The following is a 22,122-nucleotide window of genomic DNA, read 5'->3' as shown; positions in this document are numbered from 1 at the left end:
CACAGGCTCCTTCATGCTTGAAACACCCAGCACTTCACGCTGCCGCCGTGCAGGCGGACGCGGGAGTTCACGGTGCGGTTGGATTCGATAAACTTGCGGGTCTTGCTGGTCTTCAAATAGCGCTTCAGCTCGCGCATTTCGGGGGTGCGCAGCTTGTATTCGGCGCAGGTGCGCTCGAAGTCTTTGAGGTTCACCGCGATATGCTCGCTGCCCTTGCCGTAGTGGTTCAGCTGCGGCTCATCGCGCAGGCCTTCGATGTAGTCGAAGGCTTCCCAAAACTCGGCCACCATCGGGTGGTCGGCGTTGATGGATTGCTGACGCTCGCGGGCCATCTGCTCCACCATGCCGTTGGCCATATCGATGGTTTGCTGGTCGAACAGCCCCAAGCCCTCCGGCCCCAGGCACTCCACCAACGCCATTAGCTGGCCGTGGCACTTGGCGATACGCAGCACCTTGATATCCGGATCATCGGCCAAGCGGTCGGCGTAGTGGCGTGCGCGCTGGGTGATGGTGGCCAGCAGCGCGGCTTCCCGCTGGGCCACGGCCAGGGCGAACTGGCTGACGTGCTCGAGCTCGGTACGTTCCAGCGCCTCGGCCAGCGCTTTGGTGGTTTTGTTCTGGCCTTCCCGGGTGAAATGCAGGTGGCAGATACGGGTTTGAATCGCCTCGCCCGCCTGCACCGGGGCGTTCTGGCTAATCACGATGCTGCCGCGAAAGGGCGGCTCGTAGGTGTCGTTGCCGCTGTTCTTCACACCACGGGCGCGGATCGAGCGGCCGTTGAAGGCGGTTTTCAGCTCATCCCAATCGAACTGCTTCTGCTTGGCGCCGCCTTCCTGCTCGCGGTCGGATTCGATCAGCACCACCGGCAGGTTGCTCACCTGGGCAAAGTTACGGCTGCGGGCGGGCATGGTGGCCTTGCTGGGGTCGAAGCCCTCGTAGTCGCGGCGGCCGCACAGCTTCCAGAGGAACTCGATCAGCGTGGATTTACCCGCGCCCGCTTCGCCAACGATCTCCAAAAACGGGAAGCTGCCCATCTCGGCGCGGATCTGCTCGGCCAGCAGGCTGCCCATCCAGTACGCCAGGGCCACCACGCCCCGAGAGCCAAACGCGCCCAGCAGTTGCTGCGTCCACTCGGTGCTGAACGCCTTGCGGTCGGGGTTGATGTGCAGCGATACGGATTGGCTCAGGGTTTTCAGTTGGCGGCGGGGGCCAAGCTCGAAAAAGTCCTCGCTGTTGATCGGCACCACCTTGCCACCGGCCACGGCAAGATCGCCGAACACATACGCGCCGTGCTCCTTGCTGTAGCCGATGAAATCGATGGTCTCGACGGTTTTGATGTTGCCGATCTGGTCCTGCAGCAGGCTATCGAGCTGCTGGCTGGTACCCGTCCATACCGCGCCGGGGGCAATGCCCAGCAGGCGCTTTTTGTACTCAGAGGCAGAGGCCAACTGGCCGCCGCTAAAGGTGTTCTTGATGGGCGGGCGACCGTCGGGAAACTCCACGCGGTAGTAGTACCAGCTCTCATCGGTCACCGCGTTGGCCTGGTAGTACAGCGCCGTGGGGAAACAGGTGCAGATGCGCTTCACGCTGCCGGATTGCTCCAGCGCCGCATCGCGCAGGGCGGGGTCGATCTGCCGCTGGTCTTCGCCATCCAGCCCATCGGCGCGCAGGGCGCGGTCGAAGGCGTCCATATCCAGCTTCCACCACCACAGCTGGCGTTTGAACTCGAACCAGAACTCCCGCTGCTCACGGCGCTTGTAGATCAACAGCGCTTTCGCCATGGCCGTAGGGGCCAACAGCAGGTCGCCGTGGTAGCGGTAGGTCTCCTGGTGTTTTTCGGTGAGCTCGCCGCGCTGGTGGGCATCGTTCCAGTCGTGGCCACCTTGGGGGATTTGCGCCGCGTGGCACTCCCAGCCCGCCGCCCGGGCGCGCTTCACGTGCTTATGGGTAGCGTTATGGCCGGCGCGGTTGTTATCCAGTGCCCACACCAACGTGGGGCGGCTGGTACCGGCCTGGTGCGCGGCATCGGAAAGGGCGTTCAACGCCTCATCGGGGTAGTTGGCGCAGCTCATGGCGGAAACCGCCGCAATACCGTAGTGGTAAAGGGCGATCGCATCGAAGATGCCTTCTACCACCCACACTTCCCCCGCCGCGACCAGGTCGCTTAGGGTGAGGACAGGCGGGCTCCACCACTGGCCTTTGTAGCGGCCAACGAAATTGGCTTTCTGCTTGCCGAAGCGCTCCGGGTTATCCAGCAGGCGCTCCCAGTAAGCGCCGCCGGGAAGCTGAAAGCGCACGGTGGCGGTGCCGCCGATCTCCGGCTTCCAGTAGCTCTCCTGGGTGTACCAGCCCTGAATGCGGGAAAGCTCGAAGCCCCGGCCATCGCGCAGGTAGCCATCGGCCACCGGCGTGGTGGAGCTGGGCTTCTCGTTGGCTTTCGGGCTGTAGCGCTCGCTCCAGGAACGGAACAGGTCGGGGAACAGCTCCTTCACGTGGAGCTGCGCGCCACAGTTGTTTTCCCGCCCGCATTTCAGCATCCACGGTGCTTCGGCGTTGATGTACGCCTCGCGCTTACCGCACTCCGGGCAGCGCACCCGTTGCAGGTAGGGGCCGCGCTCAATCGCCTCAAAATCGCTGATTAAGCGCGCAACAATGTCCTGGCGCAGCGATGGATTCACGCTCGCCTCCTTATTCAACAAATGGATGGGGCTGGGCTTGGGCTTAGCTCACGGCCCCAACAGGGCCGTGGGTGCCCCCTTTCGGCCGGGCATAACGCACCGGCAGGAAGGGGCGCGGTGGCCGTGGGGGCCTTGGGTGATGGGCTGCTCTCTGCATCGTCTTAACCCTCATAGTGTTCGTCGTTGGCGGCTGGGCGGGTGATGTCCAATTGCATCTGCTGGATCAGGCGAGGCGCGAACGGAAGATCCACCCGGGCGTTGGGGATATCGCTCGGGGTTAGGGTGTGCAGCACCTGAAATCCCGCCTTGCCTCGAAAGCCGCACTCCACGTTGCGGCACTCCACTACCCCTTCGCGGTACACCGGCGTTAGCCCCTGGCTGTTGCGAACCCGCATGTTGTGGCCGCAGTGGGGGCAGGGCATACGGTGCTTGGAAGCGGTCGACATCAGTGGTTTCTCCCTACCGGATAAAGGGCGCGGCCGCGGCCGGTGAGCCCTTGGGTGCCCTTGCGTAAGCGCCGTCGCAGTAGCCATTCGGCGGCGTCGTCCAGGCTGGTTAAATCCTGCTGTTCACATACCTGCTGCAGCGCGGCCTCTAGCTGGTCGTTCAGCGGAAGACGTAATTCGCCGCGTGCCGGTTGGTCAGCCATACCTCAATGCTCCTTGAGGGCCTCAAAAAGCCCTGCCTTTACGACGCCTGCTGGGGCAAAGTGCTAAGTGAGAGATCCGCAACGCCCAGCGTCTCTAGGGCTTCTTTCAACACCAGTTGGCGCAGCAGCGATGCCCGTTCGATGCCGGTGTAATCCACCAGTGCATCAATCAGTTGGGCCTCGTACTGATCCAAATTGAGAGCGGCGTAGCGGGTGCGCACACGTTTGGGGTCCTGGTACATGGCAAACATCCTTATGCAGGCAGGGTCATTCGGCATTCAGCGTGTCTTGGTCGTACTCGGCGATGCCGCGCAGCATGAGCATCCGCGCCGTGGCCGAGAGGGTGCGCATTTCCAGCTCGGCGATGCGCTTGAGTTCCTCCCGTTCGTCTTCGGTCACGTGGGCCATGATTGGGCAGTTGCAGCCCTTGGGGGCATAAATTGGCTTTGGGGCAATAGCGTTGGGCGTGGTCATGGGTTAGGCTTCCCGAACGATGTGTTAGAGAGTGAAAGACTTAATCCGCAGCTCATTAGCGCTCGTACAAGCGCACCAGCTTGCGCTGCAGGAAGTGCTCATCCATGTGGGTGCGCAGTTCGCACAGGGCGTCTTCCACCTGCTCGAACGGCGCGTTTTGGGCCAGCATCGTGGCAGCGAGTTGGCCCACGGCTTCGGCGGTGGTGCGCTCTTCCAGCGCTTCGAGATCGGCCAGCGGGTTGGGTTTATCCGTGCCCTGACGCAGCGCCGTTTCAATGGTGCGGCGGGTACGTGGCGAACAACGGTCCAGCTCTACCTCTACCCCGCGAAACAGGGTGGTTGTGGAAGGCGGTACAAAGATCGTGGCAATAACGGTGACCATGGCAGTGGCTCCTTTTGCATGTGTATCGAAGTGAAAGACATGAATAGAATGGTTCATAAAAATGAACCTGTCAATAAGGGTGGTTCATAAAAATGAGCATTGGCGAGCGCCTTAGAGAAGAACGTGAGCGGATTGGGTTGAGTCAAACGGCCCTTGCGCAGATTGGGGGTGTAGGAAAAACCACCCAGATCAAATATGAAAAAGGTGCTAGCAGCCCTGATTCTTCCTACCTTTCCGCCGTTTCTGATGAGGGCGTGGATGTCTTTTACGTGCTCAAAGGCCAGCGTTCAGGAGCTACCACTGCTCAACCTCTTGGGGTTGCGTTAAGTGAACCATCGGCAGAGCTTTCACCCATCAAGATGTACGACATCGAAGCCGCCGCTGGGGCAGGGCGCAGCTTTGAAGGCGAGCCAGTCAAAACCATCCTGCACTTTCCCAGCAGCGAGCTGGCCGAGCAGGGGCTAGACCCTGCCCAGGTGGTGGGCATCAAAGTGCGTGGCGATTCGATGGACGGCACCCTGGCCGATGGCGACTGGGTGCTGGTGGATCGGAGCAACCGCGATCCGAAGCAGGAAGGGGTGTTTTTGCTGCTGGTGAGTGGTGAACGGCGGATTAAACGGGTGCAACGGTTAGCGGGCGGAGCGCTGTATCTGATTAGCGATAACGACCACTACCAGCCGGAGATGATCAAGCCGCAGGATATGCACGATGTGGAGATTTTGGGGCGGTGTGTGGTTCGGATTGGGCGGGTGGTGTAACTGTAAAACCATTAAGACATAAAGGCAGCTATGAGACTGCTGAAAGATAAAACAGGGAGGTAGGGATGGATGATTTATCAGTTTTAGTGGGCCTGGGCACCGGTATTGCTAGCTGGTTTTGGCTAGTTCGCTGCATGAGAGTGAATGGTCGACCGTGGTGGTTACGACATTTGGTTGGTGCTTCGCTTTTCATATTTCCTGCAACTGGACTCTCGCTATTTTTTGCAGGCATTCTGGGGGTAACAGACGAGGAAGGGGAATCCTTCGGTTGGAGCGGTGCGGCTATGGGGCTAGTCGTATCTCTGCCTATGCTAATCCCGCTCTGGCTCTCATGGCGTAAAAGTAAAAGACAAACCATCAGTAAAGTAACGAACGAAACAGCTAAAGCAGCTACGAAAGCTCCCCAATCTAATGTGGCACCTGACTCACTCGAGCAAGCCTTAGAAAATAACCGTCAGGCGGTTCGTGCTCACATCCAGCAGCGCACGGGTAAACGTGCCTCTTCGTACTTATCACCACGCCCAACTGCCACAACTAACAACCTTCGCTTCGTTTACGAGGACTCGCAGGGAAATATCACTACGCGTGAAGTTTCTAACTGGCGTGATAACGGTGTTTATCTAGAGGGCTTCTGCCACAAAGCTGGGGACATTCGCACCTTTCGGCGTGACAGGGTTGTGGAGTTTTTGGAAGGAGAGCTTCTGCTGTCATCCAGGGGGCCTTTACCTGCACAGAAAAAGCAGGATGTAGACGCTATGGAGATACTGTTTACAGGGTTTTCAGCTAGCGATAGAGAGATGCTGGAAGGTGATGCCGAATCGTATGGCATGATCGTGCGTAAAACCGTGACACAAAACCTGGACTTTCTTTGTGCTGGGCCGCGTGCAGGTTCATCTAAATTAGAGCAGGCGCGTGCGCAAGGCTGTACGGTGCTTAGTGAAACGGAATTTAATAAGCTTTTGAAGCACGGCGTTCTGCCATTTTAGAATTTTAACTACTATGAGAGTTTTTTTATGAGTGATTTTTCACCAATTTCTAGGTTGCTTAGTATAATTGAGTTAGCTGGTTCTAAAAATCGAAACTTAAGTGTAAGAGAGTTGTGGTCAGATGTTTTAGGTTTTGATAAGAATGATGCTTTTCAAGCTTTCGAATACTCTTTGTCTTTGTATAAGTTGATAGAAAATGTTGAATACACTCTCTCTATAGTTAGTCATGATAACGAATCGATATTGGGGTTGTATAGTCAGGCCTTTGAGAAGTTAAAAAAGATTCCGCCGTTGATTCCCTATGGCAGTGAGTGGCGAAACTATGAAAGTTTGGTTTCAAAAGATGTAGTGACTTCGCTAGAATTTGGAAAGGCATATTATGAAGCAAGCTCCAGTAATATTGAGAGTAAAATTGGTGATCAATATTTAGATGACTTGATTGAGAAGGTTGAGATATTGTGGGGCGAGGTCTTTAATGGGGATTTGCCTGCCGGGCTAAGGTTTAAGCTGTTAGATGATATAGTGGCGCTGAAAAAATCAATTAGTAAATATGAGCTCTTTGGCATAGATGAAGTAGAAAGCGCTGTGTCTTCTCTAGGTGGGAGAGTGGGTTTGCATGCTTTCGAGTTGGATAAGTTGCAAAATGCAGCCTTTTTTAATTCGTTAAACGATGTTTTTGATAGTTTTGTGAGTGCTGCAAAAGCAGCGAATGAAAGCTTCGCTATGATTGAAAATGGCAAACGTTTCATAAGCATAATTACAGGCGGAAGCGATAGTTAATGGGGTTTAGTTGTCTAGCATGTTTTACTGTTCACTGTCAATTCATCTCAGTGTAGATTATAGGTGTCAAAAGGCGTTCTTTTCATGGTAGGCCCAGGCGTGTCGTGCTTTTTCCCATCTTCTCGTTCAGGGCGTCCATGGCGACCGTCTGACCTAGCTGAAAGTGCCCTTCCATAACCCTTGTTAAATACTGTTTTCTTGTACAGTATTAAGTGTTGGAGAAGCGACGGCCAATGCTTAGACACGTCGCTAAATATGGAGCTAGCACAGGGCAACAGCATGCGAGTGACCTACTTGGGGCCTGCCGTGGTGGGGGTGGAGCACCCGGCGGTAGCGGAGATGGACCGGCGAAAATTTCCGCCGACCTGCTTTCTGGTGGAGATCAGTGAAGAGGCGCACCCCGGTGGGCCATGGATGGAAGGCGACGTGCTGGTGGTAGACGAAGCGCGCTCGTATGGCCACGCGGATCTGGTGGTGGCGGAGGTAGAGGGCGAGTACCGGTTATTCAAAACCCAGCGCGTCGGCAGCCGCTGCCGCTTGTTGCCGCCCACGGGCGGAGAAGGGTGCTTCATCACCGCGACGCAGTTTCGTGGGGTGGTGGTCAGGCAGGCGAGGTGTTGGGCCTTGTAGGAGGTCGCTTACAAGCTTTATGGTCAATGGCTTACATCATTGCCTGAGCTGATTTGTCATAGTGGTGGTGTCGCCTAAAAGCACGCGTTGCAGGATTGTTTCGCTAGAAGATTGCGGCACTGATACCCCGGCCATGGAATGGCTGGGGGTTTTTGTTTACCCCATATGGTTTTCAATTTGTTATACAATTATTCTAGGTGGTGATTTATATTTAGACTTTAGCCTTGCAACGCCTTAGCTGGGGGGTGAGATGAATAAAATTACAGAAGTTAATTCATATCAAAGAGCAAGTGAAGTTATAGAAATTGTCAGTCCCGAAAACCCCATAGCTGTAAATGCTGATAATTTTCTATCGCTAATTGGTGACTACCATCTGAATGATTCAGAACCTCCTTTGAAGTGTTGTTGTGAGAAAGAAAAGAGGAGGCTTTGTAGACATAGTCATAGGAACGGGTATGTTGTAGAATTAAAAGATGGTGAGAAATCTTTACTGGGCAGTACATGTGTCAAGGATTTTGATCCTGATGGAGATCTAAGGAAATCAGTTAGTCAATACGATAATGAAAAAAGGTACCTTGAGCGAGTAAGTTATATTAATCAATGCTTTAGAGATAAAGATAGAATATCAGAAAAATTAAGAATTGAGTTGGAGCGGCTTAGTGATTTGAATCATTTTGTTGCTGGATTCTTAAAGTCAATGCCAGCTAAGGTTTCACGTAAACTACAAGGCATGTCAAAAAAAGTGAGCAAGGATATAACTGTCGATGTTCGAATAGTCAAAGAGGAGAGGGATGAAAAAACTGGAGAAGTTGAAAGAGATATAAATATAATTACTCATAAAGTTGGAGAGATCAGTGGTCTTGAGATATTCCAAAAAGAATACAGGCTTTCTTTTTATTCTTCAGTAAAAGAGAAGATAAAATTAATTGAAGATCTGGAGAGTGTGAGATATAAAGAAGGCGCTAGGGTCGTGCTGCGAATATATAAAGAGCTGCAAGAAATAGAGCCTCTTTGCGAACGATCAAAAGCGTACTGCAGTAAGCGAGTTTTTTTTGAGCAATCCAGTTTTAAAAACTTTATCTTTCTAAGTGATCATGACGAAGATAGAGTTAAATGTTATCAGATGTGGTACTTCGATTCCTTTGAAAAGGTCATCTCAAAGTCAAATGCTGAGAAAGAAATAGCAAAAATAGATAAAGACCTGCTTGATCAGTTCGAAGCAACTAATCTAATCATAGCCGCTTAATTTTTCATCACCTCACACCTCACCTGCGTCCCCAACCCCCCATCATTCAGCGCGTGCGTGACCTCGCTCACCAGCCAAGCCGTGGCGTCGATCTGGGGCTTGAAGCCCGCGAGCGTGAGCGGGGTTTCGGGCAGCAGGTCGGCGCAGCCTAGTGCCAGCGTTAGCTCGAACTCTGCCAGGCCGCGTTGGATGCGTTGCCACTCGGCGCGGGCGGCGGCTAGGGCGTCGTCTTCGGTGGCGTAGGTGGGGCGTAGCTGTTTGGCGTTTTCGTCGGTGCCTGCCAGTACGGTGTGGCGCGCGGCGCCTCGGGTGTCGTTCCAGTAGGCTTTTACGCCGCTGTAGGCGTCGCGGTCGGTGACGCTGTAGCGGTGCTGGTCGCCGTCGCGGCGGGTGAGGGTGATGGCGGGCATGGCGCGGCCGCTGGCGGTGAGCCCTTGGCCTGCCACCGTGAACAGCAGGCGCCCGGCTTTGATGGCGGCAATGGCATCGTACCGTTCGCCCAGGCGGGTGAGAAAATTCAGGTCGGATTCGTCGGTTTGGTCGATATGGCCAATGCGGATGCCGTTGAGCACGGCGGCCACCACTGGCTCCAGGCTATTGCGGCCTGCAATGGTGGTGACGATCTCGCCCAGCGTCACATCGTTCCAGCCCTGGGTGCGCTTGCCGGGCAGTTGGCCGCGCATATCCGCCGAGCGGGCGCGGATGGTGAGCTGGTCCGGCGTGCCGGTGTGCTGCACTTCATCCACCGTAAAGCGGCCCTTATCCACCAGCCCTTCCTCCTGCCAGCCAAACGCCACCTGCAGCTCTGCCCCGCGTGGGGGAATGGCGAGCTGGCCGTCGTGGTCGGCCAGAGTGATATCCAGCTGGTCAGCTTCCAGCCCGCGCTGTTCGCGTAGCGAGAGGCTGATCAGGCGGCCGTTGATGCGCGGGGTGATGTCGGTGCCATCCAGCGTGATGCGATAGCTGGGCTTGGGGTAAGCGTTCATACATAGCCTCCTGCTAAACGCGCCACGGCGGGCAGTGCTAGGCGGCCAATCAGGTCGGTGCGCTCATCATCGACGTGTTCTAGCGTGAGGTTGAACTCGATTTTCTCGGCGGCGCCGTCGCGGAAAAAGTGCGTGCTGGTTTCTTCCACGCGGGTGACCACCCATAAGCCGTACTGGCGGCCAGTGCCTTCGACCAGCGGCCAGGCGTTGCCCTGGTCGGCCATCTCGCGGATCTCATCCAGGCTAAAGCGGCCGCCGGTGAAGGTGGGTAACAGGGTGCCGCTTAGGGTGATGGTGTCCGCGCCTGGGCCTGCAAACTGGTAAGCAGGCCGCTGCCCTACGCGGGATTGGCTGGGGTGCCGCCACTCGGTGATGCGTTTTAGTTCCTGATAAGGCACGCTACGGGTTTCAAAAACGAACATGCCAAGGGCCATTAACATGAGTAGACCTCTTTCACTCGGACATTACTGCGGTTTAGCCACAGTGGGTATCGCCATTTTTGTATTACTCGCATCATTTCTGAATGAGAGTAGGACGCTAGCTATGGATATCATCATTGAATCGAACCTAGACGGATTATTCTTATTTGTTGGTGCAGTGATAGGCATTACGAGCAGGGGACAACCTTTTAAACATCGTTATGCTCAGATGTCGCTTCTTGCTGGTTTGGGAATGGCCATGATTGATTTCTTCCTTACTGGGATGAAAGGCTCGCTGCAGGACAGTGAGATTCTTTTGATAATCGGCACCTCTGCTGCTCTTATGTTTTACGGTTTAATGGTGCTACTGGTTTGCGGTACATATCTGGCATTTAGCCTTCCTGATCAGGATTAATCGATATCACGTAATGACGAACGCTGCCGCGCCTGGGCGTCGCGCTGGGCGTTTTGTAGGGCGCGCTGTACTTCCTGCGCCACGTACTGGGCGAGCTGCTGTTCGTTCATGCCGGGGGCGGGTGTGACGTTGATATTGATATCGCCCATCGAGAAACCGCTGGCCTGTGTACTGGCAGCAGTGAGCGGCGGCCGGTTATCGAACTGAATGGGAGCCTGCTGCTCGATGTTGGGCATTGCTACCGCTGGAAGTGTCGCGGCACCCAGTGTTAACCCCGCACCTGCGCGAGCTACCTGTTGGGCTATGTGTTGAATGCGCCTGGCAGGTTCGTTGCGGAGAGCGCCTAGCCCACTAATCAGCCCTTCCGCCATAGCAATACCCAGCGCTTTAAACTGCTCAGGTAAGTCGGTAGTGATAGTGAGCATGCTTGGGGTGTTTAACTGCACTGCTGGCAGCGGGGCGATGTTTTGCCCAGCGTGATTAACGCGCCTAGCGATCTCCTGCACGCGCCTAGCGGGTTCATCCCGCTGGGCATCCAGCCCCTGGTTCAGGCCGTCCACCGTGTAGCCGCCTAACTGGGTGAACACGCGGGAGGGGCTGTTGATATCCAGCACGTCGGCAAACCAGCTGCGCACGTTGCCGGCAATGCCCATCACGCGGTCGCGCAGGTCGGCCAGTTTGCCCGTCAGCCCGCCGATTAACCCTTCGATGATGTTGATACCAAAGCCCGAAAAGATGCGGCTGGGGGAGTGGATGCCGAGGATCTCTTTGAACCAGTTGGCGATGCTGCTGGCGAGGTCGGTAATCACTTGGCGCACGGTGCCAAGACCGTTGCGCAGGCCTGCCAGCAGCCCATCGATTACCGCGCTGCCTAGCGTGGTGAAGCGGGCGGGGATCTCGACGCCCAGCGCGGAAAGTGCGGTGGTGATGCCCCGGTACAACAGCCCTAACGGCGACCAGTTCATAAGAAGCTGCGCGACTGCCCCTAGCCCATCACCGAACGCGGTTTTCACCTGCTGCCACAGGCCTTGGAAAAAGGCTTTGATGGGTTCCCAGTAGCGATAGATGAGATACGCGGCGGCGGCAATGGCGGCCACCGCGGCGCCAATGGGGTTAGCCACGGCCAGCATACCCACGGCGCGAATCACTCCGCCTAACCAGGTAAGTGCTTTACCCACCATTAGCGCCTGCGGGCCGAGCATTGCCATGCCAAAGCGCACCATGGCGAAGGGGCCGAGGATGGAGGCGAGCATTAGCGTGAGCGCGCCACCTGCTGTGACCAGCACCGCGACCAGGGCGGCGGCTTTGGCAAGGGTGCCTGCCAGCTTGGGGTTTTCATTGATCCAGCGGCCGAGGCCTCGGGTAATGGCCGTGACGTTCTGAATCAGGCTGCGCAGCGCGCCGTTGTTAGTCTCGGTGATCGAGATGCCCACTTCATCCCAGGCCGATTTGAGCGATTTGAGGTCGCCGCCGATGTTGTCGGCCATGGTTTTCGCCACCCGGGCGTTTTCACCGGCGGCGTTGGCGAGGATCTCGACAAACGCCTCGATGCCTTCGCTGCCTTGCTGGGCGATCAGTTCGGCCATGCCTGCGCCGGGTTCTTCGCCAAAGATGTCTTTCAGGTAGGCGGCGCGGTCGGCGTTGCCCATCGCTTCGGTGGCTCTTGCCACATCAGTGAGAATACGGGGAATGTCGCGCAGGTTGCCTTCGGCGTCTTTGGCGTTCACGCCGAGGTCGGCCAGCGCCCCGGCGGCGGCTCCGGTGGGCGCGGCCAAGCGGGTGACCATGGCGCGCAGGGTGGTGCCTGCCTGGCTACCCTGAATACCCACGTTGCCCAGCAGCCCGGCCATGGCGGCGGATTGCTCCAGCGACATATTCATCGCCCGCGCTTGCGGGGCGACGTACTTCATCGATTCGCCGAGCATCTCTAAATCGACGTTGGCCCGCGTGGTGGTGGCGGTGAGCACATCGCCCACGCGGCCCATCTCGGCGGGGTCTAACCCGAAGCCGGAGAGGATGTTGGAGGAGATATCCGCCGTGCGGGCGAGATCCGTTTGGTTGGCCAGTGCCAGGTTGAGCATATCCGGCATGGCCGCTTGAATGGCGGCGGGGTCGAAACCGGCCATGGCCAGGTAGCCTTGGGCATCGGCGGATTGCCCGGCGCTAAAGGCGGTGGTGGCCCCTAGCTCCCGCGCTTGCTGGCGAAGCGCTGCCAGGCGTTCGTCGTCTCCCTCCAGGCGGGTGAGCGCCTGCACCCGCGACATCGATTCCCCGTATTCAATACCGGGGGCCAGCAGCCGTGCCCCGGCGTACAGCGCGGCACCGCCGCTGGCTACCATGCCTGCGCCGGTACCGGCCATGCTGCTGCGCAGGCTCATGGCGCGATCGTATCGGCCACGCGCCTGGGCGGCGTTGCGCTGCTGTTCGGCCAGCCGCTTGAGCCGCTGCCGCTGCTCTTCCACGGCGGTATTGGCCTGCTGGATGTCGCTGGAAAGCCGGCGTTGATCGCGGGAGAGGTGAGCGGTGCTGACGCCGTTTTCGTTCAGGGTGCTGCGCAGCCGCTGAAGCTGCTGGCGTTCTTCATCCACCCGCTGGCTAAGCCTGCGCGCTTGGGTAATGGCCTTTTGCCGTTCGGCGCGCAGGGCGGCGGTGTCGCCCTGGTGGGTGTGCATTTGCTGCGAGAGGCGGCGGATGCGCTCTTGCTGTTCCCGCAGGGCGGTGGCGGTTTCCGAGGATTGCCGGGTGAGGGTACGAAAGGAGCTGACGTTCTTCTGCGTGGCCTGCAGCTGCTTTAGGCGGTCGCGGTTTTCACGCATGGCCTGGGACGCGGCCTGGCTGGCACGGTCGATGGCCCGCAGCGGGCGGGTGGCCCTATCCACGGCGTTTAAAATGACCTGCAGCTTTAGGTTGTTACCTGCCACGCTGGCTCCTGGTGTCTGTGGTGGTGCTGCGTTTGCGCGCTCGTTCTCGCCAGGCCATGAGTTCGCGCAGGGTGAAGGCGGCGCAGTCTTGCGGGGTCCAGTGGAAGACGATGGCGAGATCCGCCATCGCGTCTTCTACCTTGTTGGGGAGGTTTATTCGCTCTCGCCCTTGGCCCGCTTCGTCAGCAAAAAACCGGCGATTTCACCACCGCATTGAACGAGGTCGGCCGGGTCCATTTGGCGCACCTCGGTGGCGGTGAGCGAGGGGGTGGAGAGGCGCGGGATCAGGGTGATCAGCGCGTCGGTTTGCATCTGCAGCACATCGGCCAGCGAGACGCCGCGCAGCTCGCCGGAGGTGGGCTTGCGCAGGCGTAGCTCAGTGATTTCGGTCTCGCCCCGGGTGAGCGGCATATCCAGGGTGATGGTGGCAGCGATAGCTTGGGGGGTGGCAGCTTTGGTCATGGGGGTGTTCCTGGTGTTGGGTTAAAGGAAGCAGGAGGAGCGGGTTAAGCGCCTGTGTTAAATACCCAGGCGCTGGCGGCGGCCTGCCAGGCGGTCAACGCCGTTGACCTTGAACACGCCGTTCACCAGGTCGATCTCGATTTTCTCGGTGCCGTCGATGGTGAGCTTGTAGTAGCTGAGCGTGCTGGTGACCTGGTGCTCGGTGTTCTCGCCGGTTTGGGCGTCGCCCATATCGATTTCGGTGTGGCGGCCGCGCATGACCACCTCGACCGAGGAGGCGTCGTCGATGTCGTCGCGCTCATAGCTGCCGGTCATGCGCAGCATGTCGGCATCGATGCGGGCGGTGCCGAAGTTGTCGAACAGGCTTTCCACCAGCCCGCCTACCGTCCACTGCACGGTGAGCAGGCCGTCTTGGCCCATATCGATACCCACCGCGCCATCCATGCCGCCGCCGCGCCACTCTTCGATCTGGCGGGTGAGGGTCGGCAAGGTGATCGACTGGACGATGCCCTGCCAGCTTTCGCCGTTGCCGAACAGGTTGAGGTCTTTGAGCTTTTTGGGGAGTGCCATGGGGGTCTCTCGCTAATCCGTTCAGGCGGTGGCCGCGACGCGCTCGGCGAAGTCGGCCAGGTAGGAGTCGGTGATGCGCTGCTGAAAACCGAGGTCTTCCAGCGGCGGTACCGGCGTGTAGTCGTAGTCGATGCGCAGCTTGCCGCCCTTGAGGGAGGTCTGGGTGTTGAGCTCCTCGTTCAGCCAGGCGCTGCCATCGACAATCAGCCCCAGGGTTTTCAGCTCGCGGAACTTGGCGTTCAGGCCTTCGATGATGTCTCGCGCTAGGGAGGCGTGCAGGGGCAGATCCACCGCCCACAGGTGCGCTTCGGCCACGGTGTCGGCGAGGATCTGGGCGGTGCGGGTGTAGTTTTCGAAGGGGAACAGGCTTTCTGGCCCGGCGCAGGTGCGCGAGCCCCAGAAGCGGTAGCCGTTCTGGTTCACTAGCGTGGTGACATCGGCGGCGTTGAGCAGCCCGGCATCGGTGTTGGGGCTTTGCAGATCCCAGAACACGTCTTTGCTGATGCCGGTGACGCCGTTCACCGCCACGTTACTCAGGGTTTTGTGCCAGCCCACGGTTTGGTCCAGCTTGGCGCGCAGGCCGAGAGCGATGGCCACGGGGCTGATATCCACCGTGTTAGCGTCGTCGGTATCAAACGCCTGCCACTGGGGCCAGATCACCATCAGCTCACGAGCGCCGAACTGGTCGCGGTAGGCGGTGACCTCGGAAATGGTTTCGCAGCCGTGGGCGTACACGTAACCGAAGGCGCGCAACTGCTGCAGCACCGAGACCATGGCGGTGGCCACCGGCTGGGTATCCAGGTAGGGAACGCCAATAATGCGCGGCGTCACGCCCAGCTTCTGCTTGGCGGTCAGTAGCGCCTGCAGCCCGGTGCGCTGGCCCAGCTCGGTGGTGGTGCCAATCACATTGGCAGTGGTTTCATCGGCGTCTAAGCCTTCTTCTACCCGTACCACCACGATGATCGGCTTGGCCTGCTGGCTGATCGCGGTGAGGGTGTCTTTCAGCGTGCCTTGGGTGCCCGCTTTGCCAATGGCGGTATCCACATTGGTGACCAGCGCGGGCTGGTTGAGGGGAAAGGTGGTGGCGTCTGCATCCGGCGCGGTGCAAACCACGCCAATAACGGCGGTGGAGACGGTGCGGATAGTACGCGTGCCGTCGTTGACTTCCGCAACGCGCACGCCGTGGTGGTATTGATCGAGTGCCATGATGGCTCCTGCGCAGGTTAACTGTTCGAGTAACGAAAAGGGTGAATTCACGCAGGTATCGTGCGGGGGCTGGGGGGAGGGTGGTAGCGGTGGTGGGTGTAAGTGGGGTGGTTTACATGGTGGGGCAGGAGCGGGCACAAAAAAGCCCGCCGAGGCGGGCTTGTGGTGTTACATGATCAAAGGCCAGTTCAGCCATATGGCATAGGCTAGTTCTAAAAACCTGATCGATATTTCTATGAAGTCAAAGATGAGGGTGATCGTTTTCATAGGCATTTGTCCCTCACACACATAGGTGTTTTGGATAAATGCCATCTGATAGAGCACGATAACTCCATCGATAAAAAACGATTGAACGTCGCCATTATGGCGTGTAGAATGCGCATACTTTACTCCTTTGGAGTTCATGGGCATGCTAGGCCCGTGATTTAAAAGTAACGTATTTATGCCCTGGTCTTTGCCAGGGCTTTTTCTTGCCTGTAGAAAAGTTGGTGGCAGATTTTTAGCTCATCCAAAATTTCATCACGCATACTATATATAGACCAAGAGAAAATCAATTTAGGCATATATGGTATTTTTTCATCCACAGGTTATGTACAGCACATGCCCAGCGCTGTACGAAGACACAAAAAATCCGCCCCCCTGATCAAAAAGCGTTTTTAGGCGATGTAGAGGGCTTAATCCGTCCTCACCGAGAGTAAAAATCAAGCAGTTGCGGCTTGTTAGCGACTCTAGACGTTTTCCATTATCACTACGCTAAAGAAGAAACAGATGCAGTTGGGGCGCTATTCTGGAGCTTTAGATAGTAAGCGTGCTGCCAAACGTCAAAACCAAGCACGGGCGTTTTGCTATGCATCTGAGGCTGTTTGGTTGAGGATATTTTCAACGGCCATCTTTTTCTCAGGCATCAGTAAAGCGATATGTCGATGTTACTCTTCGTGGCTTCAATGAAGGCCTCCATGTCCTTCACCTTGGCGTAGATGTTGAGTCTTCGGGGCTTACAAGCATTTTGGGGGACAGCATTTTGCAGAGCATAGAGTGGTTAGCGTGACCGCCAACGCTACTGATAACCGCTTGGCGTTTTTCTTCGGTAAACAATCCAGAGGATTGGTCGGCGTATCAATGGTCTTACTCCACTCTTTTCAACCACCACCACGGCAATTTTTTACTTTTGAGACTGCGTTCGTGAAGTTAGAAATACAGAATGAAGCCCGCCTATCGGCGGGCTTCTTCGTTTAGGTGGGATTGGTCAGCCCTCCGTCGGCCGATACCGATTCAACTGCTCAATCGCTTCCTTGGCCGCTGCCTCCGCCGCCTCGATGGTGTCCGCTCGCTGCACCGCCGCTTTGCCCCCCAGCCGTAGCTGTCGAATTTCGCGCAGTGCGGTTTCCCACGCCTCGGCGGTGGCGACGATCTCTTGTGCGGCCGCTTCGGCATCTACCTCAAACATGGCCATGTGGTCTTCCACGCTGGAGGGGATGGCGTTCGTATCCTTCCCACCATCCAGCCAGGTCTGCGCCTCTTGCTTGGCAAGCAGATACTCCTGATCGATATAGCTGCCTGGGGAGACGAAAGAGGCGCGGGCGTTACCGGCGGCGGTGTCGATGAGGTTATAAAGCTGCAATTGCGCAGCGGAGATCAGACGATTCACTGGAATCGACGTGGCGTCGGTATCCACGCCATAAATCGTCTCGTTTTCCAGAACGACTTTATCAATGAGCATGGGTACTCCTTATTGGATAGCAATGTTGGATAAGACGTTGGAACCGTTGTTATAGATAGGGATAAGGTCAGGCCATGTGATCCCTTCCAGCAACGTGACCGAGTTACAGGCCAGCCGGAGTGTCGAGGTAGAGCCGCTTCGATCACGCAGCAGTCGTGCACCGGAGGCTGCTGCACGTTGGATGGTGGTGTTGTTCATGCTCAAGTCTCGCTGGCTGTATCCTGCCCAGTTGGAGGTCAGTGATACGTGATCCAGCCGAATGTCTACGTTATTCATGAATATTTTGATGGAGGCATCACCAAACACCATGGCGGAGTAGAATGTGTTGACCGATTGAGAGCCATTGGGGTTATAACCGGCATCATCACAATGCAGATCGACCCCACTAAACACGATATACGGGCCGACATCGACAAAGCCCTGCAGAATTTTTTGGGTCGTGTCGTTGCTGAAATCGTACCCAGCCGGGTGGAGGCGTGGCTTTCCTCTGGTGTCGTTCTCCCACCCGACGACTCTTACTCCGCACCGCTGTCTGAATCGGACAATATGGTCCTGACCACCTTTAAAATAGAGCTCGACATAAGCGCCTGGTATGGCGCGCTTTGCCGCCTCTTCGGCTGAGCGTAATGGGCGAGCTGCTGAGCCGTCGTTGCTATCGTCACCCACTTCATTGTCGATGTGATAACGCTTACCGGATAAGTCGCGAAGCGTGCCTGGTACGCTGGCGGTTGCCTGATTCACTTTCTGGTCAATTTGAGCCATCTTCCCAGCCACCTGGCTGGTGAGGCTGTTGGCGGCGCTGACGAGCGCGGCGATTTGGCTTTCTAGGCTCATGGTGTCTCCTGGGTGGCGTTTTGGATGGTGGCCGCGCCTTGGGTGAAGGCGTCGGTGAGCGCGGTGAGGGCCTCGCTGAGTTGGGCTTCCAGCGCGGCGTGTTGGGTTTTGGTGGCCTTGGTGCCTAGCTGCTCGGTGATGGTGGCGGCGAAGTTGGGGTTGTTGCCCAGCGCCTCGGCGATCTCGGCCAGGGTGTCGAGGGTTTCTGGCGCGGCTCCGATCAGCGTTTGAATGCGCTGGTCGACCTGTTCCGGCGTCATCACGTCGGTTTTGTTGGCTTTGTTGCGCAGCTTGCCGTCGATCACGCCCAGCGTGTGGGTCACGGCTTGGCGTAGCGCGGCGAGGTTGTTGTCAAAACTCATGGGGTGTCGTCCTCCTGGGCGCTGATGCTGCCGCCGTAGTAGGTAAATTCCTGGGTGAGCGCGGCCATCATGCTGCCGAGCTGTTGGGTGGCGTGGCGGGCCTCGCTGACCTGCTGCAGGATCTCTGCCGAGAGCGTGCCGGGTGGCCCCTGCAGGCCGTGGCTAACTACCTGAAAGCGCGGCGAAGCGGGCAAGCGCACGGTGACGCTGCGGGCGGGCATGGTGATAGTCAGGCGCGTGGCGTTAGCCATGAATCACCCCCGGCTGTAGCTGAAAGCGCCCTTGCAGCAGGCTGAACACATCGCCATTGGGAAAGGTGATGCGCAGCTCGTAACGAGCACCTGCCCAGTGCTGGGCCACGGGGCCAGCGGTTTGCTCAGGGCGTAGGTGCAGGTGGATGCCGCCGTCTTCCGGTGCCAGGTCGATGCCGTTACCCGTCTCGCAGGTGAGCAGTGTCTCACCCTGGTAGCTGACTACCGCGAACACTGCCTCGCAGCCGGTGAGGTCGATTGGCGTGGCGTGGGCGTCGTCGCTGGCCCAGGTCGCGCTAAAGCGATACGTGGTACCGGCCACCAGGCTGATCGTGGGGGCCTGGGTGCTCATGGGCGCTTCTCTAGGGCTTGAACGCGGTAGAGAAGATCCACCTGGCGGGCCATGTTGTCGACGATGGCCGCCGCGTTGGCGGTGTACTGTTCCCCCCAGGCCGCTAGTGACAGGTTGGCCCCGGTGGTGACGATGGTGACGGCATCCGCCGGTAGCGCCTCCAGGCGTAAATCGAACGCCAGCAGCAACGGCACGTTGTTGGAGACGTAGGCCAGCGGCTGGGTGTTGGACCAAATCGCCAGCAGCGTGCCGTCTTCCAGTTCAAAACCCACTTCCCGCACCCAGAACTCCGGGCCGTCGCCATCCACCACGCCGGTGACGTGAAGCTGCCGCTCGGCGGTCTTTTCACCATCGGCAATGGCGATGCGGCGGCGCTGGTTACCGAGTGAGGTGTGCGATGGGCTGGGCGTGCGGCCTTGGTCGCCCAGCACAATATGGGTGATGCGGGCTTGCAGGCCATCGCCTTGGGCATTGAACACGGCGTTTAGCCCGGCGAGGGTGAGCGTGGGAACAAGGGCCGTCATGCGGGGGCCTCCATGGGGTAACGGGCCACCGCCGTAGCGCGGAAAGTGCAGGCCACGGCAAGCGGGGTGGATAATTTGGGGGATTGGGTGGCGGTGGCCACCCAGCGGGAGACGGCCGCCGTGCGCTGCACGGCCGCCGCGCCGAGGGAGCTTTGGGCGTTTAGCGGGGGTGTGATGGCGTTGGCGGTGTCGCGCCGAACGGCGGCGCTTTTGACGGCGCTGGCGGCCCCCATGCCCGCCGCGTAGCGGGCACCCACCTGGAAGGTGTAGTGGCTGCGCTGGTTCTTGGCGTTGTCGATGGCCTGGCGTAGTTGGGTGTAGAGCGTGTCGCTGAGCAGCGCCGGGGCCTCGGGCGTGAGGTTTTCGTTCACGTAGAGCACGGCGCGGAAGGTGCCCCGTGGCAGATGGGGCGTGGCCTCGAACCATTCGGTGAGCTCGACTTCTACCCCGAGGGATTCCATGGCGAGCTCGACCGCTGGGCGGGTGCCTTTGATGCGGTGAAGCTCGGCGCTATTGGCGATCACGCGACGCTTGACGCTCTCCGGCCAGGATTCGTGCCACTGGTCCACCGAGAACGCCCAGGCCAGAAACGGCAGGCAGTGCGCCGGGCAGGTGGCCGGGTTCCAGAGCGTGCGCAGCGGTACCGGCAGCGCGAGCGGGTGCGAGGCGGCTAGGCGCGTTTCCAGCGCGGTGCGGTTAGGGGGCAGTAGGTCGGTCATACGCCCTCCGTTTGCAGGGTGATGCCGGTGCAGTGTGGGGCCTGGTGCTGAGCAGCGAGGATTTCGCTAAAGCCTTCCAGGGTGATGCGCTCGACGCCTTCGACGGTGAGGGCGGCGTGAACGCCTGAGCGGGTGATCCACGCCCCTAGCCGATGGCGGGCTTCCACGTATGCCGTAAGTTGTTGCCGGGCTTGCTCACGAATCACGGCGGGATCGGGGCCTGCGCGCAGGGCCAGCACCGCCGTGATGTTGAACGGCAGCAGGGTGGCGGCCTGCACGGTGACGCGATCCGTTAACGGGCGGCGTTCATCCACGCGCTTGCGCACGGCCTCTAGCACCGCTTGGCTGGGCTGGCCACCGGCTTCTCGGGAGAGAATGGTGAGCACGACCTCTACCGGCTCTGGGCTGGCGACCGAGACATCTAACACGTTGGGGTGGGCGCTGATGGCCTGATATTCATAGGCCCCGCTTGGCCCTGCCACCGATAACCCTTCAAAAGCGAGCTGAATACGAGCGCGGTAGTCGCGGTTTTTTTCCAGGGTGGGCGGTACCGGCGGAATGGCGGTGGGGTCGCCTGCGTCCAGCACCAGGCGTTTCACGTTCAGGTTGGCCCCGAGCTGGTCGAGGTCTTCATCGTTGGCAAAGGCGATCATCACCGCGCGGGCGGCTTCATTGATGCGCTGGCGTAGCAGCAGTTCGCGATAGGCGTTCTCCTGCAGCAGCTTGACCGTGGGTTCGGATTCCAGCGCGAGCAGCTCGGCCACGGCTTCCCGTTCTTCTTCGGGGTGAAGCGCGATTAGCCGGGCTTTTCGCTCGGCCAGCAGGGTTTCATAGTCCAGCGGCTCAATGACGTTGGGCGCGGGGAGTTGGGAGAGGTCGATGGCGTTGTTCACAGGTTCCCCCTGAGCGGTACCGCCAGGCTGACGCGCTCGCCGTTATCCACGCGCTGAGCAGTAATGATGAGATCGAAGCGGCCGGGGCGCTGGGTAGAAACCTGCCGGGTGACTTGCTGCACGCGAATGCGCGGTTCCCACTTCATTAGGGCCACCACCGTGGCGGCATAAGCGCGCAGGGCGGTGGGGCCGTTTAAGGGCTGGTCGATCAGTTCTGGCAGCAGCGAGCCGTACTCCCGGCGCATGACGCGGGAGCCGATGGGGGTAGTGAGAATGTCCGCCACCGATTGCTGGATGTGGGCCAGCGAATCCATGGCGCGGCCGGTGCGTGCGTTCATGCCGGACATTAGACGGGTGCCCCTGTGTTTGATGGCCCGCCTTGTACTCCGCTATGGGCGTGGTCGTGCCCCACGTTTTTGCCGTTGTGAGTCAGGCCGCCGCCTTGCTGCTGGTAGCCGCCTTGCCGGTTGAGCTCACCGGTGTGCTGGATGTTGCCTTGCCAGATGGTGCCGCCGGGGGCGCTGATTTCGATGGCACCGGGCAGGCGAATGCGAAGCACGCTGTTGGTGTGGTCGTACTCGAACAGCCCTTCATCGGGGAAGATTCTGCGCCACAGCGTGGCGACCTCCGCCGGGGCGGGGTGCGCGTTTGAGCACAGCCCGCACAGCACCACCCCGTTGGCAGGGTCGCCGCCGGGTGAAAAGAGGATGACTTGCTCGCCTTTGGTGGGCGGGTCCCAGTCTCGCGTGGTGCCTGCGCGGCCTTCTAACCAGGGCAGCCAATCGGTTAACAGCTCGCCGGTTTTGACGCGCACACGGGCAGCGCGGTGGTCCACCTCGGCGATGGTGCCGAGGCGGATCAGGTTGTGCAGCAGGCGGAGGAGTTCGGGAATGTTCATAGCCGCT

The 22,122-nt window shown here is 58.7% G+C and carries 30 protein-coding genes; 6 read left to right on the top strand and 24 right to left on the bottom strand.

What is annotated here, in order from left to right; translation table 11 throughout:
* Positions 1 to 11: 11 nt before the first annotated feature.
* The 6 genes from AC13CN_RS02275 to AC13CN_RS02250 all read right to left on the bottom strand — a co-directional run bounded on the left by AC13CN_RS02275 (position 12) and on the right by AC13CN_RS02250 (position 4,240).
* On the bottom strand, positions 12 to 2,678 hold the full coding sequence (locus tag AC13CN_RS02275) for a toprim domain-containing protein (RefSeq protein ID WP_253557211.1): 2,667 nt from the start codon (positions 2,676 to 2,678) through the stop codon (positions 12 to 14).
* Positions 2,679 to 2,839: 161 nt separating this feature from the next.
* Positions 2,840 to 3,124 carry an Ogr/Delta-like zinc finger protein gene (locus tag AC13CN_RS02270; RefSeq protein ID WP_170968114.1) on the bottom strand — a complete coding sequence of 95 codons (285 nt, stop codon included), beginning with the start codon at positions 3,122 to 3,124 and terminating at the stop codon, positions 2,840 to 2,842.
* A complete protein-coding gene (locus tag AC13CN_RS02265) occupies positions 3,124 to 3,327 on the bottom strand; it encodes a hypothetical protein (RefSeq protein WP_137094437.1) in 204 nt (67 codons plus the stop codon). Before AC13CN_RS02265 ends, AC13CN_RS02270 begins: the two co-directional genes overlap by 1 nt.
* Before the next feature lie 38 nt (positions 3,328 to 3,365).
* Positions 3,366 to 3,569 carry a hypothetical protein gene (locus tag AC13CN_RS02260; RefSeq protein WP_137094438.1) on the bottom strand — a complete coding sequence of 68 codons (204 nt, stop codon included), beginning with the start codon at positions 3,567 to 3,569 and terminating at the stop codon, positions 3,366 to 3,368.
* A gap of 25 nt (positions 3,570 to 3,594) precedes the next feature.
* On the bottom strand, positions 3,595 to 3,801 hold the full coding sequence (locus AC13CN_RS02255; protein WP_044627874.1) for a hypothetical protein: 207 nt from the start codon (positions 3,799 to 3,801) through the stop codon (positions 3,595 to 3,597).
* 55 nt (positions 3,802 to 3,856) lie between these two features.
* Positions 3,857 to 4,240, bottom strand: coding sequence for a hypothetical protein (locus tag AC13CN_RS02250; protein ID WP_253557212.1), 384 nt, complete (start codon positions 4,238 to 4,240; stop codon positions 3,857 to 3,859).
* A gap of 35 nt (positions 4,241 to 4,275) precedes the next feature.
* Between AC13CN_RS02250 and AC13CN_RS02245 the strand changes: the two genes are divergently transcribed.
* From AC13CN_RS02245 to AC13CN_RS02225, 5 genes are all read left to right on the top strand, one after another.
* Positions 4,276 to 4,941, top strand: coding sequence for an XRE family transcriptional regulator (locus AC13CN_RS02245; RefSeq protein ID WP_253557213.1), 666 nt, complete (start codon positions 4,276 to 4,278; stop codon positions 4,939 to 4,941).
* Positions 4,942 to 5,006: 65 nt separating this feature from the next.
* Positions 5,007 to 5,927, top strand: a complete 921-nt coding sequence (locus AC13CN_RS02240) for a WYL domain-containing protein (protein WP_253557214.1) — start codon at positions 5,007 to 5,009, stop codon at positions 5,925 to 5,927.
* A gap of 27 nt (positions 5,928 to 5,954) precedes the next feature.
* The gene (locus AC13CN_RS02235; RefSeq protein WP_253557215.1) at positions 5,955 to 6,707 is read left to right on the top strand and encodes a hypothetical protein; all 753 of its coding nucleotides are present in this window, start codon (positions 5,955 to 5,957) and stop codon (positions 6,705 to 6,707) included.
* 279 nt (positions 6,708 to 6,986) lie between these two features.
* Positions 6,987 to 7,337, top strand: coding sequence for a hypothetical protein (locus AC13CN_RS02230; protein ID WP_253557216.1), 351 nt, complete (start codon positions 6,987 to 6,989; stop codon positions 7,335 to 7,337).
* Between the two features lie 250 nt (positions 7,338 to 7,587).
* Positions 7,588 to 8,583, top strand: coding sequence for a hypothetical protein (locus tag AC13CN_RS02225; protein ID WP_253557217.1), 996 nt, complete (start codon positions 7,588 to 7,590; stop codon positions 8,581 to 8,583).
* Here AC13CN_RS02225 and AC13CN_RS02220 read toward each other — a convergent pair.
* Together AC13CN_RS02220 and AC13CN_RS02215 are read right to left on the bottom strand one after the other, a co-directional pair.
* Complete coding sequence (locus AC13CN_RS02220; protein WP_483052981.1) at positions 8,580 to 9,569, bottom strand: phage late control D family protein; 990 nt, start codon at positions 9,567 to 9,569, stop codon at positions 8,580 to 8,582. The two genes, AC13CN_RS02225 and AC13CN_RS02220, sit on opposite strands and share 4 nt — an antisense overlap.
* Positions 9,566 to 10,009 (bottom strand): phage tail protein, encoded by a 444-nt coding sequence (locus AC13CN_RS02215; RefSeq protein WP_253017141.1) that lies wholly within the window; start codon positions 10,007 to 10,009, stop codon positions 9,566 to 9,568. Before AC13CN_RS02215 ends, AC13CN_RS02220 begins: the two co-directional genes overlap by 4 nt.
* Positions 10,010 to 10,112: 103 nt before the next feature.
* Here AC13CN_RS02215 and AC13CN_RS02210 point away from each other — a divergent pair, with 103 nt between their 5' ends.
* On the top strand, positions 10,113 to 10,403 hold the full coding sequence (locus AC13CN_RS02210; RefSeq protein ID WP_253557219.1) for a hypothetical protein: 291 nt from the start codon (positions 10,113 to 10,115) through the stop codon (positions 10,401 to 10,403).
* Here the strand turns inward: AC13CN_RS02210 and AC13CN_RS02205 are convergent.
* The 16 genes from AC13CN_RS02205 to AC13CN_RS02130 form a co-directional block, all read right to left on the bottom strand.
* Entirely contained in the window at positions 10,400 to 13,324 is a 2,925-nt protein-coding gene (locus AC13CN_RS02205; RefSeq protein WP_253561264.1) for a phage tail tape measure protein, read from the bottom strand. The two genes, AC13CN_RS02210 and AC13CN_RS02205, sit on opposite strands and share 4 nt — an antisense overlap.
* Positions 13,314 to 13,451 (bottom strand): GpE family phage tail protein, encoded by a 138-nt coding sequence (locus AC13CN_RS02200; RefSeq protein WP_082051383.1) that lies wholly within the window; start codon positions 13,449 to 13,451, stop codon positions 13,314 to 13,316. Before AC13CN_RS02200 ends, AC13CN_RS02205 begins: the two co-directional genes overlap by 11 nt.
* A gap of 26 nt (positions 13,452 to 13,477) precedes the next feature.
* Positions 13,478 to 13,786 (bottom strand): phage tail assembly protein, encoded by a 309-nt coding sequence (locus tag AC13CN_RS02195; protein ID WP_253558069.1) that lies wholly within the window; start codon positions 13,784 to 13,786, stop codon positions 13,478 to 13,480.
* A 57-nt stretch (positions 13,787 to 13,843) separates the two neighbouring features.
* Positions 13,844 to 14,356, bottom strand: coding sequence for a phage major tail tube protein (locus AC13CN_RS02190; protein ID WP_253558067.1), 513 nt, complete (start codon positions 14,354 to 14,356; stop codon positions 13,844 to 13,846).
* Between the two features lie 21 nt (positions 14,357 to 14,377).
* Positions 14,378 to 15,562 (bottom strand): phage tail sheath protein, encoded by a 1,185-nt coding sequence (locus AC13CN_RS02185; RefSeq protein WP_253558065.1) that lies wholly within the window; start codon positions 15,560 to 15,562, stop codon positions 14,378 to 14,380.
* A gap of 748 nt (positions 15,563 to 16,310) precedes the next feature.
* Complete coding sequence (locus AC13CN_RS02180) at positions 16,311 to 16,445, bottom strand: Fe-Mn family superoxide dismutase (protein WP_483052980.1); 135 nt, start codon at positions 16,443 to 16,445, stop codon at positions 16,311 to 16,313.
* Between the two features lie 363 nt (positions 16,446 to 16,808).
* Positions 16,809 to 17,282, bottom strand: a complete 474-nt coding sequence (locus AC13CN_RS02175; protein ID WP_253557507.1) for a hypothetical protein — start codon at positions 17,280 to 17,282, stop codon at positions 16,809 to 16,811.
* A gap of 9 nt (positions 17,283 to 17,291) precedes the next feature.
* A complete protein-coding gene (locus tag AC13CN_RS02170) occupies positions 17,292 to 18,116 on the bottom strand; it encodes a hypothetical protein (protein ID WP_253557510.1) in 825 nt (274 codons plus the stop codon).
* Entirely contained in the window at positions 18,113 to 18,478 is a 366-nt protein-coding gene (locus tag AC13CN_RS02165; protein ID WP_253557512.1) for a hypothetical protein, read from the bottom strand. Before AC13CN_RS02165 ends, AC13CN_RS02170 begins: the two co-directional genes overlap by 4 nt.
* Positions 18,475 to 18,729 (bottom strand): hypothetical protein, encoded by a 255-nt coding sequence (locus AC13CN_RS02160; RefSeq protein WP_253557513.1) that lies wholly within the window; start codon positions 18,727 to 18,729, stop codon positions 18,475 to 18,477. Before AC13CN_RS02160 ends, AC13CN_RS02165 begins: the two co-directional genes overlap by 4 nt.
* Positions 18,722 to 19,081 (bottom strand): hypothetical protein, encoded by a 360-nt coding sequence (locus AC13CN_RS02155; RefSeq protein ID WP_253557515.1) that lies wholly within the window; start codon positions 19,079 to 19,081, stop codon positions 18,722 to 18,724. The genes AC13CN_RS02160 and AC13CN_RS02155 overlap by 8 nt, the downstream gene beginning before the upstream one ends.
* The gene (locus AC13CN_RS02150; RefSeq protein ID WP_253557516.1) at positions 19,078 to 19,605 is read right to left on the bottom strand and encodes a phage tail-collar fiber domain-containing protein; all 528 of its coding nucleotides are present in this window, start codon (positions 19,603 to 19,605) and stop codon (positions 19,078 to 19,080) included. Before AC13CN_RS02150 ends, AC13CN_RS02155 begins: the two co-directional genes overlap by 4 nt.
* Positions 19,602 to 20,324 (bottom strand): phage tail protein I, encoded by a 723-nt coding sequence (locus AC13CN_RS02145; RefSeq protein ID WP_253557517.1) that lies wholly within the window; start codon positions 20,322 to 20,324, stop codon positions 19,602 to 19,604. Before AC13CN_RS02145 ends, AC13CN_RS02150 begins: the two co-directional genes overlap by 4 nt.
* On the bottom strand, positions 20,321 to 21,217 hold the full coding sequence (locus tag AC13CN_RS02140) for a baseplate assembly protein (protein ID WP_253557518.1): 897 nt from the start codon (positions 21,215 to 21,217) through the stop codon (positions 20,321 to 20,323). The genes AC13CN_RS02145 and AC13CN_RS02140 overlap by 4 nt, the downstream gene beginning before the upstream one ends.
* Entirely contained in the window at positions 21,214 to 21,564 is a 351-nt protein-coding gene (locus tag AC13CN_RS02135; RefSeq protein ID WP_253557519.1) for a GPW/gp25 family protein, read from the bottom strand. The genes AC13CN_RS02140 and AC13CN_RS02135 overlap by 4 nt, the downstream gene beginning before the upstream one ends.
* Positions 21,564 to 22,115, bottom strand: coding sequence for a phage baseplate assembly protein V (locus AC13CN_RS02130; protein ID WP_253557522.1), 552 nt, complete (start codon positions 22,113 to 22,115; stop codon positions 21,564 to 21,566). Before AC13CN_RS02130 ends, AC13CN_RS02135 begins: the two co-directional genes overlap by 1 nt.
* Positions 22,116 to 22,122: the final 7 nt, after the last annotated feature.

It is taken from the genome of Vreelandella sp. L-25 (assembly GCF_056857535.1).
Note: the sequence above shows the minus strand (reverse complement) of the source record. Positions and strands in the feature narration are given on the sequence as shown.

Bases quoted from the DNA above. Each gene is read 5' to 3' on its own strand.
- AC13CN_RS02270 (WP_170968114.1), bottom strand. From the start codon at position 3,124: ATGTCGACCGCTTCCAAGCACCGTATGCCCTGCCCCCACTGCGGCCAC.
- AC13CN_RS02265 (WP_137094437.1), bottom strand. From the start codon at position 3,327: ATGGCTGACCAACCGGCACGCGGCGAATTACGTCTTCCGCTGAACGAC.
- AC13CN_RS02260 (WP_137094438.1), bottom strand. From the start codon at position 3,569: ATGTACCAGGACCCCAAACGTGTGCGCACCCGCTACGCCGCTCTCAAT.
- AC13CN_RS02255 (WP_044627874.1), bottom strand. From the start codon at position 3,801: ATGACCACGCCCAACGCTATTGCCCCAAAGCCAATTTATGCCCCCAAG.
- AC13CN_RS02250 (WP_253557212.1), bottom strand. From the start codon at position 4,240: ATGAACCATTCTATTCATGTCTTTCACTTCGATACACATGCAAAAGGA.
- AC13CN_RS02245 (WP_253557213.1), top strand. From the start codon at position 4,276: ATGAGCATTGGCGAGCGCCTTAGAGAAGAACGTGAGCGGATTGGGTTG.
- AC13CN_RS02240 (WP_253557214.1), top strand. From the start codon at position 5,007: ATGGATGATTTATCAGTTTTAGTGGGCCTGGGCACCGGTATTGCTAGC.
- AC13CN_RS02235 (WP_253557215.1), top strand. From the start codon at position 5,955: ATGAGTGATTTTTCACCAATTTCTAGGTTGCTTAGTATAATTGAGTTA.
- AC13CN_RS02230 (WP_253557216.1), top strand. From the start codon at position 6,987: ATGCGAGTGACCTACTTGGGGCCTGCCGTGGTGGGGGTGGAGCACCCG.
- AC13CN_RS02225 (WP_253557217.1), top strand. From the start codon at position 7,588: ATGAATAAAATTACAGAAGTTAATTCATATCAAAGAGCAAGTGAAGTT.
- AC13CN_RS02220 (WP_483052981.1), bottom strand. From the start codon at position 9,569: ATGAACGCTTACCCCAAGCCCAGCTATCGCATCACGCTGGATGGCACC.
- AC13CN_RS02215 (WP_253017141.1), bottom strand. From the start codon at position 10,009: ATGTTAATGGCCCTTGGCATGTTCGTTTTTGAAACCCGTAGCGTGCCT.
- AC13CN_RS02210 (WP_253557219.1), top strand. From the start codon at position 10,113: ATGGATATCATCATTGAATCGAACCTAGACGGATTATTCTTATTTGTT.
- AC13CN_RS02200 (WP_082051383.1), bottom strand. From the start codon at position 13,451: ATGGCGGATCTCGCCATCGTCTTCCACTGGACCCCGCAAGACTGCGCC.
- AC13CN_RS02195 (WP_253558069.1), bottom strand. From the start codon at position 13,786: ATGACCAAAGCTGCCACCCCCCAAGCTATCGCTGCCACCATCACCCTG.
- AC13CN_RS02190 (WP_253558067.1), bottom strand. From the start codon at position 14,356: ATGGCACTCCCCAAAAAGCTCAAAGACCTCAACCTGTTCGGCAACGGC.
- AC13CN_RS02185 (WP_253558065.1), bottom strand. From the start codon at position 15,562: ATGGCACTCGATCAATACCACCACGGCGTGCGCGTTGCGGAAGTCAAC.
- AC13CN_RS02175 (WP_253557507.1), bottom strand. From the start codon at position 17,282: ATGCTCATTGATAAAGTCGTTCTGGAAAACGAGACGATTTATGGCGTG.
- AC13CN_RS02170 (WP_253557510.1), bottom strand. From the start codon at position 18,116: ATGAGCCTAGAAAGCCAAATCGCCGCGCTCGTCAGCGCCGCCAACAGC.
- AC13CN_RS02165 (WP_253557512.1), bottom strand. From the start codon at position 18,478: ATGAGTTTTGACAACAACCTCGCCGCGCTACGCCAAGCCGTGACCCAC.
- AC13CN_RS02160 (WP_253557513.1), bottom strand. From the start codon at position 18,729: ATGGCTAACGCCACGCGCCTGACTATCACCATGCCCGCCCGCAGCGTC.
- AC13CN_RS02155 (WP_253557515.1), bottom strand. From the start codon at position 19,081: ATGAGCACCCAGGCCCCCACGATCAGCCTGGTGGCCGGTACCACGTAT.
- AC13CN_RS02150 (WP_253557516.1), bottom strand. From the start codon at position 19,605: ATGACGGCCCTTGTTCCCACGCTCACCCTCGCCGGGCTAAACGCCGTG.
- AC13CN_RS02145 (WP_253557517.1), bottom strand. From the start codon at position 20,324: ATGACCGACCTACTGCCCCCTAACCGCACCGCGCTGGAAACGCGCCTA.
- AC13CN_RS02135 (WP_253557519.1), bottom strand. From the start codon at position 21,564: ATGTCCGGCATGAACGCACGCACCGGCCGCGCCATGGATTCGCTGGCC.
- AC13CN_RS02130 (WP_253557522.1), bottom strand. From the start codon at position 22,115: ATGAACATTCCCGAACTCCTCCGCCTGCTGCACAACCTGATCCGCCTC.